The organism is Candidatus Tisiphia endosymbiont of Hybos culiciformis (genome assembly GCF_964030975.1).
Classification (GTDB): domain Bacteria; phylum Pseudomonadota; class Alphaproteobacteria; order Rickettsiales; family Rickettsiaceae; genus Tisiphia.
In genome coordinates this window covers 1,424,547-1,439,595 of record NZ_CAXIQH010000001.1, presented here as the reverse complement: position 1 = coordinate 1,439,595, position 15,049 = coordinate 1,424,547, and the positions used below count along the sequence as shown (strand labels likewise).

Below are 15,049 nucleotides of genomic sequence, written 5' to 3'. Positions count from 1 at the left end.
GAGTGCCACAGCTGTCGAAAGTTAGAAGAGGAAGCGGTTTTAGATAATGAGCTTTAAAAGTCGTATGTGGTCAACGTCATTGCGAGAAGACCGTAGGTCGACGAAGCAATCCATAAAAGTAACCAAAAATGGATTGCTTCGTCGGCTCATGCCTCCTCGCAATGACGTTGGTTATTTTTTCGCAACTTTCAAACTACCATGATGACCTCTAAAGCCGCTCTACCTTCTAACTTTCGACAGTTGTGATTCGAGTACCGGTATCACGTACAAATCACCAGCAGAAGTAGAGTTTCGAAAGAGGTCTAGTGTATTAACATATATGTTAAGTGCTATACCATGTTCACAAAGATATAATAGGAAATTAGAGATATCCTCTATTGAACCAAACTTACTGATGGTACTGGATGATATCTTTGCTAAATATTTTTCGAACAAACCATAATTTTTAATCATATAGAACTCTTTAAAAATCCCTTGTAATAACCTCTATTATACCTGATTTTCAGGTTTTTTACTACTTGAAAAATAAAAACTAAAAAAGTGAAAATTTTTAATAACAAGTGATTAATTACCTCAAAAAAAATTTCGTGAAACGCCCCCCTATACCCCATTTTGTGCCACGGACACCCCCCGGGTGATTTTGTAGGCAATTTTTGCCAAAAAATGTAAAAAAGTGACAAAAACTGCTAAAAATCTCACCAAAATAGCTACAAATGCCGAATTTAGTATAACCCCATCTTCTTCAGAGGAATGTGGTGCTGTGGCTACAAGGTGTATTACTCTCATCTTCCCTAAGTTCAAAAAACCTTCTGTAGTGGTTTTATAGTGTTTTCAATCCTCATTAAATAACTCTTGATTATTATTAACTTCTTTGTAATCATTTTTTCTTGCTGAATACAATTAGTCTTTTCTTCTATTTGCCATAGCTTACAGTCCTGCCATTCTATCGACTTCCATCACTCAAAAGTAAAATTCTGGCTACTGCAAGCATCTTCCAAAGCTTTCTTGTAATTAGTCTTAATCCAGTGTCCAATAAAGGCAGTGGTTGGTTTGAGAGTAATCTTATTGCAAGTCGTATCTTCTTCAACTGCTTCTAACTTGCTAAACCAGGATTTGTCCAAGTTCTCACCGTATAACTTTAACAAATATTGCCTTATTTTATACCACACTGACTCTGGGTTTAGTCCACTTAGCTCTAAATAATAATCCGATGGAATTCTTTTGTTAGTAATACGCAATTGCAGAACCTCTTTGCCATATACCTCTTGCACTTTATTGAGCAATGTGCATTTATCAGGTTCTGACAAAGAGATATCTGCTAAATCAATCTTGTATTCATCGTCATATACTCCAAAGAAACTGCAGCTAGTCAGCAATTTATAAGCAGTATCAGGGTTAAAAGCTCCAACGATCTTGCGTTGCAACTGATTCAGTGGGTTAACGCCCTTACTAGCTTCTACCTTCCGTAAATAAGCCTCTCTTGCCTTGGTAGTATTGTCCAGCTTGAAGTTAAAGCTTGGGTTATTTACCACAGAAGGTGGACGCATTTCATGAATCAAACTTTTTCTCATGTAATTCAATACTGCTGCCTTACAAGGAAAGAGATTATTAGGAGAATCCACGCTATGTTTAATTAACAGCTTGTTCATGAAACTCAAATTGAAATCACGACCTGTTCTCCTTCTTAGCCAAGCGGCATCTTCTTCGGTCAATGGGTAAAACTCCTCTAGCTTCTTAGGTGAATACCAGCCTTTAGCCTTTTTGGCAATATTGCTAATCCAACTTGATGAGTCCTTACTTGCCTCTTGCTCAACCCCGCTACTCCCTGAGGAAATACCTGTTGAATCGGAATCTGAATCGTGGTCTGACTTGTCATCGGTTGGAGCTACATCGCCGGAATTGCCGTCTGTGGAATTGCAGGGTAACTCTTCACTTACTGAGCTTACCGTTACCTCCATAGGTAAATTAAAATTTTTCTCCTCAGTTGACTCAGGCTCTGACACATTTTGTTCATCTGAACTTATCGTTACCTCAGGAGACAAATTACAGCTTTGCTCCGTAGTTGACTCAATTTCTGTCACACTTTGTTCACCTCTTTTTGTCGCTACCTCAAGCGGTAAATTAAGGTTTTGCCCCTCAGTTGATTCAGGCTCTGACACATTTTGTCCACAATTTTGTCCACAAGAACAATTTTTTTTGCCGCATCTAGATATTATAGATATATATATAGATGCGTTTTTTTGAAATTTTTTTCCAGTTGAGTGGAAAATTTTTTCCGGTTGAGTGGAAATTTTTTTATGGCTAAATTGACTATTTGTATAATTAAAGTGATAAGAGCTATTATTAGCTTTACGAAAATTTATAAATTTCTTAAGGAGTTTGATACATAAAGTATTGCGACATTTTATGTTATATTTAATCGTAGTAGTAATTAAAGTAAAATCAATGAACCCACTTGTTTGTAATTCTGTTAGACATTGTTTAACCCGTTTTTGACAAACTTCTAGTTCTTTCTCGAAGAAATGATAGCTTTCTTGTAGTTCTAGTGTATTGTTGTGGTTATCAGTTTTTATACAAGAAACTATCAAAGATAGAAGTTGACGAGAAGTTTTAGTTAATTGCTTACCACAATTATTAGTAAGGTTTCGCCATTCAGGCGGGACGAAATTACCGACTAAATTATAAAAGATAATATCATGATTTTCAACTATAGGGTTGGAAAAAGTTAATGATTCTGTCATATTTTTCCCCCTTGTAACAGGGTTAAAAATAGACTGTTTTGTAGGTCAAATTTGAGGGATTTTGTCAAAAAAACACTAAAAAAACAATATAGAAGTTTTTGGATGGAATTAGACAATAGTTGGAACGGTAATATACATGCTGGTTGGGCGGAAAATTTTAAACCACACCCTTTGTTCTTGCGAGGAAGACCGTAGGTCGACGAAGCAATCCATAAAAGTAACCAAAAATGGATTGCTTCGTCGGCTTACGCCTCCTCGCAATGACGCCAGAGGTCTCAAGAACCCTTTCGGGTTACCTATAGTTCCTAACGCTTACAAGCAAATTTAGTTCTTGCATCCCTAGCTCTTTTTATTGATGTTGCTGTTCTATTCGGAAACTCTGCTTCAAGCTTATCAAGAATAGAGCATGCTTCTTGTATTTTTTTTAGCTCTCCAAGAGATAATGCTAATTTTAGTAATGAGTCAGAAGCTTTGATCCCTTTTGGTGATTGTTTATAACCTTTTAAATAATTTATTGCCGCTTTATCAAACATCTTACGTCTAAAAAAAGATTCTCCATACCAAAAATAAGCATTACTTAACAAAGGGCTATTAGAGTAATTCTTTAAAAAACTTGCAAATTTTTCTTCGGCATCTGTTAATTTATTATCTTTTAAAGAGGCAAGTGCTAAGTCATAAAGTTGTTTATCTTGTGGTATCCCCGAAATAGGTTTTGCAATATCAGCAGAAACAACTTCTTTTTCTACTTTTTTAGTAGAGGTTATTTCAAATACGTCATTAACTATAGAATCATCTGCTAAATCTTTTGATGTATCACTACTATCTTGGGAGCTTATTACCTCTTGTTTTGTTGAGTTTAAAATTTTCTCTAATTTAGCAATAATATGTTCAATTATTTCAATTCTGCTGAGTAAGTGCTGATTTTCTTTTTCTAAAACATCTAATCTTTCCGTATAATCATTAGAAGAGTCAAATTTCAAACTTTTTCTAGTAATTTGATTTTCAGCAAATACTGGCATAGAAATCAAAATAATCAATAAATATATAGAAGTTATTTTCATACATTAATATTTGATTTAAGAGTTATAAAACCTTCGTAGAGCCTAAGTATACTAGAAAATTTATAGTAATCTATAACTTTTCAGTGCAACACTTGGTTATATCTATAAATATAGCAGATTTTTATGATCCACTAATAGCTGTTTTCATTATTTTTGCAGTATTGCTTATTTTTTCATCTGTATGGGAAAGTAAGAAGTTAGTATGTAAAGCATATAATACCAACTAATGACTTTTAAATTTAAATCATTAGTTGGTATTTTAAATACCCTTCTTAGAGAATGACATAGCTGTCTTTTCTATTAGAATACTCTACATCTCCCCAATAAGCGGAATAATATCGTGTTCAATTTCAGGAATAGCAATGTTGTGTTGTTTATCTAAGTTTTCGTGGTCAGTAGGTAATATAGCTTCTTCAGCTTGGTGAAGCTTTTTCCCATATGGATACGATAGGATTTGCATATCCCTTAGTTTGAGCATAATTTGTGGCAGTAGGTCTCGGAAAAAAGGGAAAGCTTTCATAAGGCTCGCGGTATCTACTCGAAGTTCATTGTTTTGCATAGCAAGTTCTTTTAATTCAGCAGCAGCTTCTTCAGGATGAACAAGGAGTTTTTTAGATAAAAATTTATATCTTGCTGGATAATTATTTGTTGCCATAGCTAAGCATTGCAAACCTTCAAGATCATTAGTCTCCTGCAATAGCTTACTGTTAAAATCCATAGCTTTCTTAGTCTCTTCCTTAACTTTCTCTATGTGGTATGAAGCTAAATGAATTTTAGCTTTAGACAGACAGAATAGAGCTTTTTGTTTCACATCTTTTGAGTGATTTTCAGCAAGTTGAAAGGCTTTTATAGCAAGAGCTGGCTTCTCTGTTATTAGACTATCTGCCAATTTGCTGAAGATTGCACAAGTTTTTTCACAAATTGTTGGGTCTAAATAAAATAATTTTGTAGAAGATTTAATAAACGGTTCATGTAGTTTTTTTCCCTTATAAACATTAGCTAATGAACGCAAAACTTCAATATTACTAGTTTGTTTATACACATTATTATTCAGATTAATAGCCTCATGGCAAGCCTTTTCCACTTCTAATAGTTGTTTAGAAAATAAGAAGCTAGAAACTAAATCGATTAACAATCTAGACCCGTTAGTGTCATTATGTATAGTAGGTATTGCTTTAATAACATTATTACAAAGTTCTGAATCTTCAGTAATATCATCACAAAGTTTTTTAACTTTATCGGTATGGTGTCCTATGAGTGCCTCATACATGCCTTTAATAGTCTCCTTTATTTCTTCTGAAACTGAAACTGCAGCTGTAACTGCAGCTGTAACTGGAGCTGAAACTGCAGCTGTAACTGGAGCTGGAATAGTACTTGTTGTAAGCATAGTTTGGGTATTTGTTGCAGCAATATCATCAAGTACAGGGTATAGGCGTGGTTTAGTAGACAAAATGTCAGTATATGCAGGTGGGGCACTGGGTTGTGTGGATAAAGATGTAAGGCGGTCTAGCGGAGGGGTACTGGGTTGAACTAGATTTGCTTTAACTATTGTAGATGAAGGTTGACCTTGCATTGCCAATTCAGCTGCTGCTTTCTCTTCTATTTGCTGTTTTAATGCTGCTTCTGCAGCATTGGATTGGGCTGTAAGTCTGGCGATTTCAGCTTTGAGCTCCTTGTTCACTTGCTCTTGCACCTTAAGTTTATCAACCTCAGATTTAGTAACAACCAACTCTGTGTGAGCTTGATTAAACTTTTGTTGAGCTACCAAAATTTTGGGGTCTACAGGGGCTGTTTCTTGGTAAAACTCTGAAGCCTTACTATTAGCCTCGAGAACATATTTTTCAGTATTTTCGGCTTTGCTAAGAGCTTCTGCTAAATTTTTATAGCATTTAGAAATCTCTTGTTTCCTTGCTACATCTTCATCTGGGCAGTTACCAAATTTTTCCTGATAATAATCAAGAATATCCTGGAACTTCTCTGCCATTATACAACTCTTAGTATATAGCAAAAATACTTGAAGATTGGTACTATGCTTCTGCAAATAATCTAGCTCTTTAATAGCATCACTATACTTTCCCTCTTTAAGTTTTGACTCCACTACTGTTGTGAGATCATTTATCAATGATGCGGTTAGTGTCTTAAGTTCACTCAGTAATTTTGCATCTTTTTGAGGTGATTTGTCTTGTGTATCGCTCTTAAGTTTTAGGTATTCACTTGTCAATATTTCCAGTTCTGTTATAGTAAAATCTGCTTTAATTACCTTTTCAATTATTGCACTTGTTGTTGTATTTGTTACTTTTACAAGTTTATCCCTACCAGGAGTGTAGTTTTTATTTGTATTTACTAAACATTGAGTACAATTATCAAAATTCTTTGCTCGGAAAGCAATAATAGCTTGACACTCGTGTAACTCAAAAGATAGTTCTTTTCTTGTCTCCTTTGGAAGGTTGGAATTTTTTATCTCTGTAACTAAACCTTTATATTGTGTCGAGAGTTCTAGATACGTTTTAGTATCGATAGGGGTAGCAATTTCTGTTATATTACCATATTTTCTGAGAATTGCTATCTTGCCTGTAATATTCTCTTTTTTTATTGGGCTATCTTCAGGTGGTTTTCTAAAAAATGTAGTTATATTTTTAGCCATATATCCTCTCATATATTCATTATAATTATTATAATAACAGATTCTTGCATAACTTTACTAATTGTAAGGTTAATTTTGTTGTCAAAATTAAACAGGAAATCGTACTAAATATTTTATTAGTTGAGTTCTTTGCTTAATTCTTTTCTTCAAATTTCTCTATTTAATAAAGCTATACAAGGAACCTATTACTTGAATTAAGACAGATTCGTAATTAATAATCAAGTAATATTGGGTGTTTTTTCTTAAAATATTCGCAATAATTAGTAACTTTTCTGTAATTTATGATATTTTTACAAGCTCTAAAATTCTTCAAGCTAAATTTCTTAATATTTCTATAGTGTACCCTACATTTTTTACTTACATCTAGACCTATTATTTTACTCATGATATAATTTCCTTCATCTTATTGTGCAAGGCTGCTGCTTCCAGCACTTATTTGGGTTAATTTAATATGTGCAAATCAGTTTAGGTAAATTAACATGCAAAAATTTTCATTTGACTTACAGTCTCAACATAAAAAAGCCAGAACTGGTATTATAACTACTAGGCATGGTCAAATACGCACCCCGGCTTTTATGCCAGTTGGTACAAAAGGTACGGTAAAAGCCATGTTACCTGAAGCAGTGGAATCTACTGGAGCTGATATAATACTTGGTAATACTTATCATTTAATGTTGCAGCCAGGTGCTGAAAGAATTGCCAAATTTGGAGGTTTACGTAAATTTATGAATTGGTCAAAGCCTGTACTTACCGACTCAGGTGGTTTTCAGGTGATGTCCCTATCAAAATTACGTAAAATTACAGAAGAAGGAGTAATTTTTAACTCGCATATTGATGGTAGTAAGCATATGTTAACTCCTGAGCGAGCAATAGAGATACAATATCTTCTTGATAGTACTATTACCATGGCGTTTGATGAATGTACTCCATATCCAGCAACATTTGAGCAAGCAAAATCATCGATGGAATTAACATCTAGATGGGGAGAGCGATCAAGAAAAGCTTTTGTTCAAAGAGAGGGTTATGGTCAATTTGGTATTGTACAGGGAGGTGTATATCAGGAGCTACGCGACGAGTCAGCACAGAATTTGGTAGAATTAGATTTTGAAGGTTATGCTATTGGGGGATTGGCAGTAGGTGAGGGACAAGATCTAATGTTTGAAGTACTAGACTATGCCCCGGATTTATTGCCTAAATATAAGCCAAGATATCTTATGGGAGTTGGTAAACCAGATGATATTATTGGAGCAGTTGCCAGAGGAATAGATATGTTTGACTGTGTTATTCCAACGCGTTCTGGTCGGAATGGTCAAGCTTTCACCAAATATGGTATAGTAAATATTCGTAATAGTAAATATAAAGATGAGCAGGAACCTCTTGAATATGATTGTCCATGCCCAACATGTAGTAATTATAATAAAGCTTACTTGCATCATTTGGTAAAGAGTAAAGAAATTTTAGGAGCAGTACTTATGACCTGGCATAATTTGGTGTATTTTCAAGAATTAATGTCAAGAATAAGACAATATATTCAACAAGGAAAAGACTTTGATTTTATCAATTAATCCTATGGGCATAACTATACCTCTGATAATTTAAAAAAACTTACTAGATGATAAAAACATTGTTCAATTTTCCTATTGTTAGAATTTATCTAATATTTCAGTTTATTACCCGTACCCTATTAAGCTCATACGCTTTATGGCAACAACAAATAACCATATCTGATTTAGCGTCAATTTTTGTTGTTGGCAGTCTCAATGATCTAATATCTCTCTGTTATTTCTTACCAGTAATATTACTGCTAATTATTGGCTTTCATAAATTATTGGCTCGGTATCAATTGTTGTATTTAAGCTGTTGTTTTGTTGGTTATTTCTGTACCATTGTTCTATTAATATTTATTACAATTGTCGAGATTACTTTTTGGGATGAGTTTGGTGTTAGATTTAATTTTATTGCAGTAGATTATTTAATTTATACCCATGAAATTATTGGTACTGTAAAGGAATCTATGCCCTATGGAGAAATATTACTAGCTATTATAGTTATTGCACTATTGATTAGTTTTTTCTTGAGAAAATATATAATTAATCAAGCAAATATAGCTAACCTGACTAACATTACCTCCAATTCACAGGCGTCATTGCGAGGAGCTGCTTTAGTAGCGACGAAGCAATCCAAGAAAGTGATTATATCTGGATTGCTTCGTTCGGGCTTCGTGCCTTCTCGCAATGACGTTAGTTTGCCATATGGCAAGAAATGTCTTCTTTCTGCACTAATACTATTTTTGTTTAGCCTACTGGCTTTTAATTTTTATAATCCAAATAAAATTGATGTAAATTCTAATAAATATGCCATCGAACTTGCTAGAAACGGTCATTATCAGTTTTTCTCTGCCTTTTTTAATAATAGCTTGGATTATAATAGTTTTTATCCAGTAATTGATAAAAATCAGGCTTTAAATATTGTTCGCAGCAATTTATCGCAAGATGAACTAGTATACTCGAATGATAGTACTATAGAACGTAATATCAGAGCTGCTTCTTCTGATAGCAAGAAATATAATATTATTTTTATTACCGTGGAAAGCCTAAGTGCTGAATTTATGGGAAAATTTGGTAATCAACAAAATATTACACCAAATTTGGATAAATTAGCTGATCAAAGCATATTTTTTACCAATTTATATGCAGTAGGAACTAGAACAGTAAGAGGTTTAGAGGCTATTACTTTATCAGTACCGCCAACTCCTGGCTCTTCTATTATCCGTCGTCCTGATAATCAGTCACTATTTAATATAGCTACTATTTTTAAGAATCAAGGATATGCTATTAACTTCCTATTCGGGGGCTATAGTTACTTTGATAATTTACAAAATTATTTTCATGGTAATGGTTATAATATAGTTGATCAAGGCAATCTAAAATCCAACGAAATAAGTTTTTCTAATATTTGGGGAGTAGCTGATGAGGATATACTAATAAAATCATTGGAGTTAGCTGATCAAAATTATAAGGAAGGCAAAGCCTTCTTCTCATTAATTATGACTACCTCTAACCATCGTCCTTACACTTTCACCGAAGGTAGAATTGATTTGCCATCTGGTAGTGGACGTAATGCAGCGGTTAAATACACTGACTATGCTATTGGTAAGTTTCTTGAATTAGCTAAAACTCACCCCTGGTTTGACAATACTATCTTTGTTATCACAGCTGACCATTGTGCGTCAAGTGCTGGTAAAACTGATTTGCCAATTAATAAATATCATATACCTCTATTAATATACGCTCCTAATATATTAAAACCACAGATAGTTGATAATTTAGCAAGTCAAATTGACATTGCTCCTACTATTTTGGGATTATTAAATTTTTCGTATAACAGTAAGTTTTTTGGTCAAGATATATTAAACATGCCAGCAAACAGAGCTTTTATCAGCACTTACCAATTGCTTGGCTTTATGAAGGATAATCACTTAATTATCTTGAGACCGCAAGAACAACCAAAAACTTATAAATTAGTTGGTGAAGATAAAATAGAGATTGAGAATATTCCTAGTTTAGTGGAAGAAGCCATTAGTTTTTATCAGATAGCTTATGATTTATATATTCACGGTGAGATGAGGGAATAGACTCCTTGATTTGCATCTAATAATAGAATATCTTAAAGATAAACATGCTATTAGATGCAATGATCCTGAGAAATTATAAATTAATTTTTAATCTTTTCACAAGCATTCTAGAACAAGAATATCACAATCTTAGCCTTTGGTATTTTGTTAGTTTCATTTGCGGTATTGGTACTTATTTTACTTTAAGTAGCGAACCTTCCTTTATATTTATTTTAGCTATTTTTACAATTTCCTTATCGCTACTAATTTTAAGAAACAACATATTTGGGCGATTTATTGCGGGGATAATTATCGCTTTTTCGTGTGGTATGGTAGTTGGCAAATATCGTGTATCAAATTTACATGTTATCTCTATTAAAAAGCCAATAACCTCAAGAATAAGCGGTATCGTAGAATCGATGAAACCGACTACTCATGGTATGCAAGTTGTATTATATCAGGTAGAAATTCAAAAAATTAAGCAGGTTTTGCAAAAAATCAGGATAAGTATGCCGGTAAAATATGCCCAAGAAGTTAATATTAACGATAATATTAGCCTAGTGGCGAGGCTTTATAAACCGCAAACTAGTATTCTGCCAGGTGGCTATGATTTTGGCTTTTATGCATATTTAGCGGATATCAATGCTACTGGCTATGCACTGTCCCCCCTTCAAATTATAGCATATAGTGATTTCTACACTAATAGTTTTGTCTATAAAATCAAAAAAATTATTTACAACCGCCTAATCCAAATACTTGGTTCTATTAAAGGTAATTTCACCGCAGCAATATTACTAGGTGAAAGCAAAGCCATCGATCGAAAATTAATGAAGGAAATGAGACAAAGCGGTATATCGTATACTTGCAGCAAAACTGCATAACTCTATTAAATTTTTTTGGTAGTATGAATTTATTTTATAAATTTGGGTTCCTACTATGCAAATATCACCGATTAGTAAAAAAACTGGTTGAAAAACTATCAGTTATACTATAACATTTCAATTATTAAACGTAATGAATGAATCAAAATGAAAAAGCCAAAAGTAGCGACCTTAAGTGCTGAGGAACGAGAAGAACTAATACAACATATTAAGGCAAGTTCATTAACAGGAGATGATCAGCAAGCGGTGATAGAACTTGTGAAATTTTGTAACGAACTAATAGACAAGCTAGCATCATCAAACATCAGTATAAATAAGCTTAAGGAGATGATGATTGGTTTTAAGGCAGATAACAAAAAAAAGATAGTTCAGATTCATTAAAAGAACCACCGAGTGAATCTGATAATAAGAATGGTGGTAATGAAGAAGAGTACGATGAGTCCAAGAAGAGAGATCGCAGTAATTGGCAAGGTAAATATGGATTTGATGATTATCAGGATGCAAATACCAGCTATTTAGCTCCTGAGAATTTTTGTAGTGGTGATAGCTGTCCTCACTGTGATAATGGTAAACTCTATAATAGTGAAGCTAGAAAATTGCTACAATTTACAGGTAATGCTCCAATTACAGTCAACAGATATGTAAAGAAAACGTTACGCTGTAATGCTTGCGATTATACAGTTATGAACAATAAGAATATCAACAAATGGACAAATAGTAGCAAAAGTGCAATAGTGTTACAAAAGACCTACGGTACTCCCTTCTATCGTTTATCTAGGTTGCAAAGTTTAAGCGGGGTTCCTGTATCATATAGCTCGTTGTGGCAACAATATTTAGATGTTTGGCAAGAAGGTGGTGGAGCTGAAATTTACAGGGTATTATTGGAAATGGCTGCCGAATGTAGCTCACTGAATCTTGATGATACTAGAGCTAGAATTTTAGAAATTACTGTAGCCAATAAAAAATTACGTACTCAAAATAAGAAAGGACGCAGCTGTTATACCACTACTATATGTGCTAAGACTGCCAATAATGAGGTGATAGTTTTATATTTTACCGGTAATAAGCATGGCGGGGAAAATATTGGTAACGTACTAAAGAATCGTAAGAATAGGACTGATTCTATTCATTTAATGACTGATGCAAGTAACAATAATAACCCAGTATTATCAGAAGCAGATAAAGAATTACTAGCAATAATAATTATGATCAACTGTTTATCACATGGACAGAGGAAATTTACAGATAATGAACCATACTATCCTGAAGAATGCGGATATTTTCTCAAACAAACTGGTGGGATTTACCATAATGAACATCAATGTAAAGAGATGAGCCTTGAGGAAAAGCTGAAGTACCATCAGGAACATAGCAGTAAATATATAGAAAACATATATAACAAAATAGACGAATTATTTAACGACAAGAAAGTTGAGCCTAATAGTAGGTTTGGGCAAGCTATGAAATATTGGTTAAATAATAAAGAAGGTTTGACGCAATTTTTGAAAATTCCAGTTAGCAGTCTTGATAATAATTGGGCTGAGAGGTCACTACGTACCATTATTTTACAAAGGAAGAATTCATTATTCTTTAAAACAATCAATAGTGCTGAGATACATAGTGGTCTGTATAGTATAGTAAAGACTTGTAGTGAGAACGGGATCAATGCATTTAAATATTTAAATTGGCTGCAAGAGCAGAGTAGCAAAGCAAAGAAGCATCCTACGAATTATACACCTTTTGCCTATGCAAGATATATAAATAATACGGAATTAATCGAGACGGCAGCTTAAATGACAGGAAGCCAATCATTGGAGAGTTTGGCAGAACTAGGATCGCCATTATGAATAAGAATGTGTAAGGTTCTATAACAAATCTGATAAGATGAATTATCAGATGGGGAAAGTTTTGCCGTAAATTTACCTTTGGATAGGCGTTTAGAGCATAACCAAAAGCCTTGACCGTCAAAGGACAAAATTTTAATGGCAGTTCTGTTTTTATTATAGAATAAAAACAAGGAACCATTAAGAGGGTTGGAAGAAAGTTTTTGTCTGCAAACAGCTATTAAACCATCGATACCCTTACGAAAGTCGATGGCAATAGTGGCAACAAAAATAACTGACTGAGGGGTTAGTTGCAGCATAGAAATGTTTGAATTATGGTTTTTAGCTCTAGTGTTTGAATAATAAGCTTGGTACCATTTGGCTTAATAATGTGGCAAGTGTAGTAATTTTGTTTGGGAGTAGCCACAGGATCAGTATCTATAGAATTTACTAGTTGAAATGGGAGAAAATTAATATCGTGTTGTAGAACTTTATTTGAAGTTGAGGTAGGAGAAGTTTTGAGGGAAGGTTGATGGGCTTGTTGAATTGAACTAATTATTGTTTTATTAATATTGAGATGTTTGGCTATATCTTTGCAAGAATAGTGATGGAGTAGCTGGCGAACTAATTCCTTTAGATGGTTTGGTATGGGATCAAACTTGTTAGTTTTAGTTTGACGCCAGGCTTTAAATTGCTGAGCTACTTGCTCAACAGTAATTGATGGTATTTGCATAGTAGGAACCCAAATGTATAAAATAAATTTTATACTAACAAAAAAATTAGATAGAGTTATGCAGTTTTGCTGCAAGTATACGGTATATCTCATATACTTTGCGTTTCCGGTCTACATTTATCATTGGTAGCGATGCTGTTTTTCATATCCACCAGATTCTTATTAAATTTATCAAATTATATTGCTTATAATTATAATATAAAATCAATTGCAGCAATTTGCTCTTTAATAGGGAGTTATGGTTATTTGCAACTAAGCGGCATGCAAATTGCTGCTACAAGAGCCTTCATTATGACAGCAATTTTTATTTATGCAATTATGATAGGACGTAAAGCCTATCCTCTAAGATCATTAGCGATTGCAGCATTTATAATATTATCAATGAACCCAGAATATATATTTCATCCAAGTTTCCAATTATCTTTTGTTGCAGTATTATCACTAACTGCTGGTTATGAATTTTATATAAGAAATCAATGGATATTAGGAGAAAGCAAGGGCATCTTTTCTGCAATAAAATTTTATATTGCCTCTAATATTTATTCAAGCTTCCTTGCCGCTATAGTCACTGCTCCTGTTGTAATAAACCAATTTTATACATTTCCTACTTACTCTATTCCGATGAACCTTATCGCTATACCAATAATGTCTTTTTTTTTGATGCCATTATCTATTATCTCCGTATTTCTAATGATCTTTGGTATAGACCAATATTGTCTAAAGTTAATAGGCTTTTTCATTAACATAATTATTGAAGCAGTGAAATTTACTAACACATTACCATTATCAGTATGGTATTTTGGTTATATAAGCAAAATTAGCTTAATTACTTTCTTATTTGGCTTTTTATGGATTTGTTTATGGAGAACGAAATGGCATTTTCTTGGTTTGATTGTAATTATTATATCAGTAATTTTAATGCTGAATTCTCCTAAACCTAATGTCATATTTGATATAAATTTAAATGCTGTTGGTATAAAAAATAACGATGATGAACTTGAAATTTATGTCAATGAGATGCCAGAGTTTAAACGTTTATATTGGGCTAACTGGTTTGGTCAAAAGGATGCTAAAATATTCCCCCTAGAAAAAAATATTTTTACTTCCAATGGTTATATTATTTTGATAAATTCTAAACAAGTTACTTTGAATGAAATATGTGAAAATGTCGATATATATATTAACATGTCCAGTGAGAACCAATGTAAAGGCAACAAAATTACTATTACTAGAGAATTTTTAAAAGAATTCGAAGTAATAATGATATTTTGTAATCAACACCAATGTACAATTAAAACTAATAATAACAAAAGGTTTGATTTTCAGTAAATCACTTTACGTATAATCCTCATGGCAATTTAAAAATTGTAGAAAAGTACAATACGTCATTGCGAGACCACGCAGTGGTCGTGGCAATCCACATTCATTAGATTGCTTCGTCGCCCCCCACCAAAGTGGCTCCTCGCAATGACACCAGGCTGCTCTCTCTACGACTTTTAAATGCCATGCGTAAGGTGAATTAATCAGATGTCAACAAAACCTAAAATATTGTT

Annotated in this window: 15 protein-coding genes; 9 read left to right on the top strand and 6 right to left on the bottom strand. The window is 33.4% G+C overall.

The features are described 5' to 3' along the window. Window positions 1–46 precede the first annotated feature (46 nt). Window positions 47–202, top strand: a complete 156-nt coding sequence (locus ACQH2P_RS07765; protein ID WP_425362973.1) for a hypothetical protein — start codon at window positions 47–49, stop codon at window positions 200–202. A 17-nt stretch (window positions 203–219) separates the two neighbouring features. Here ACQH2P_RS07765 and ACQH2P_RS07760 read toward each other — a convergent pair whose 3' ends face one another. Beyond that, window positions 220–453, bottom strand: a complete 234-nt coding sequence (locus ACQH2P_RS07760) for a hypothetical protein (RefSeq protein ID WP_425363698.1) — start codon at window positions 451–453, stop codon at window positions 220–222. Window positions 454–673: 220 nt separating this feature from the next. Between ACQH2P_RS07760 and ACQH2P_RS07755 the strand changes: the two genes are divergently transcribed. After that, window positions 674–826: a hypothetical protein gene (locus ACQH2P_RS07755; protein WP_425363514.1), complete on the top strand. Its 153-nt coding sequence runs from the start codon at window positions 674–676 to the stop codon at window positions 824–826. Between the two features lie 130 nt (window positions 827–956). Here the strand turns inward: ACQH2P_RS07755 and ACQH2P_RS07750 are convergent, their stop codons facing one another. Next, on the bottom strand, window positions 957–2,741 hold the full coding sequence (locus ACQH2P_RS07750) for a DnaA N-terminal domain-containing protein (RefSeq protein WP_425363697.1): 1,785 nt from the start codon (window positions 2,739–2,741) through the stop codon (window positions 957–959). Between the two features lie 136 nt (window positions 2,742–2,877). Here ACQH2P_RS07750 and ACQH2P_RS07745 point away from each other — a divergent pair, with 136 nt between their 5' ends. Further along, window positions 2,878–3,069, top strand: coding sequence for a hypothetical protein (locus ACQH2P_RS07745; RefSeq protein ID WP_425363696.1), 192 nt, complete (start codon window positions 2,878–2,880; stop codon window positions 3,067–3,069). Here the strand turns inward: ACQH2P_RS07745 and ybgF are convergent. Together ybgF and ACQH2P_RS07735 are read right to left on the bottom strand one after the other, a co-directional pair. After that, entirely contained in the window at window positions 3,047–3,802 is a 756-nt protein-coding gene (ybgF, locus tag ACQH2P_RS07740; RefSeq protein WP_425363695.1) for a tol-pal system protein YbgF, read from the bottom strand. The two genes, ACQH2P_RS07745 and ybgF, sit on opposite strands and share 23 nt — an antisense overlap. A 310-nt stretch (window positions 3,803–4,112) precedes the next feature. Further along, a complete protein-coding gene (locus ACQH2P_RS07735; RefSeq protein ID WP_425363694.1) occupies window positions 4,113–6,446 on the bottom strand; it encodes a hypothetical protein in 2,334 nt (777 codons plus the stop codon). Between the two features lie 479 nt (window positions 6,447–6,925). Here ACQH2P_RS07735 and tgt point away from each other — a divergent pair, with 479 nt between their 5' ends. The 5 genes from tgt to ACQH2P_RS07710 all read left to right on the top strand — a co-directional run bounded on the left by tgt (window position 6,926) and on the right by ACQH2P_RS07710 (window position 12,733). Continuing rightward, entirely contained in the window at window positions 6,926–8,011 is a 1,086-nt protein-coding gene (gene tgt / locus ACQH2P_RS07730) for a tRNA guanosine(34) transglycosylase Tgt (RefSeq protein ID WP_425363693.1), read from the top strand. 47 nt (window positions 8,012–8,058) lie between these two features. Continuing rightward, complete coding sequence (locus ACQH2P_RS07725) at window positions 8,059–10,080, top strand: LTA synthase family protein (RefSeq protein ID WP_425363692.1); 2,022 nt, start codon at window positions 8,059–8,061, stop codon at window positions 10,078–10,080. Window positions 10,081–10,124: 44 nt separating this feature from the next. Next, window positions 10,125–10,940 carry a DUF4131 domain-containing protein gene (locus ACQH2P_RS07720; RefSeq protein ID WP_425363691.1) on the top strand — a complete coding sequence of 272 codons (816 nt, stop codon included), beginning with the start codon at window positions 10,125–10,127 and terminating at the stop codon, window positions 10,938–10,940. Between the two features lie 147 nt (window positions 10,941–11,087). Next, a complete protein-coding gene (locus tag ACQH2P_RS07715; RefSeq protein ID WP_425362589.1) occupies window positions 11,088–11,321 on the top strand; it encodes a hypothetical protein in 234 nt (77 codons plus the stop codon). 302 nt (window positions 11,322–11,623) lie between these two features. Further along, on the top strand, window positions 11,624–12,733 hold the full coding sequence (locus ACQH2P_RS07710; RefSeq protein ID WP_425362590.1) for an IS66 family transposase: 1,110 nt from the start codon (window positions 11,624–11,626) through the stop codon (window positions 12,731–12,733). Here ACQH2P_RS07710 and tnpB read toward each other — a convergent pair. Further along, on the bottom strand, window positions 12,730–13,083 hold the full coding sequence (gene tnpB / locus ACQH2P_RS07705) for an IS66 family insertion sequence element accessory protein TnpB (RefSeq protein ID WP_425362591.1): 354 nt from the start codon (window positions 13,081–13,083) through the stop codon (window positions 12,730–12,732). The genes ACQH2P_RS07710 and tnpB overlap by 4 nt on opposite strands. Then, the gene (locus ACQH2P_RS07700; protein ID WP_425362592.1) at window positions 13,071–13,496 is read right to left on the bottom strand and encodes a hypothetical protein; all 426 of its coding nucleotides are present in this window, start codon (window positions 13,494–13,496) and stop codon (window positions 13,071–13,073) included. Before ACQH2P_RS07700 ends, tnpB begins: the two co-directional genes overlap by 13 nt. Before the next feature lie 66 nt (window positions 13,497–13,562). Here ACQH2P_RS07700 and ACQH2P_RS07695 point away from each other — a divergent pair, with 66 nt between their 5' ends. Beyond that, window positions 13,563–14,825: a ComEC/Rec2 family competence protein gene (locus ACQH2P_RS07695; RefSeq protein WP_425363690.1), complete on the top strand. Its 1,263-nt coding sequence runs from the start codon at window positions 13,563–13,565 to the stop codon at window positions 14,823–14,825. The last annotated feature ends 224 nt before the right edge of the window (window positions 14,826–15,049 follow it).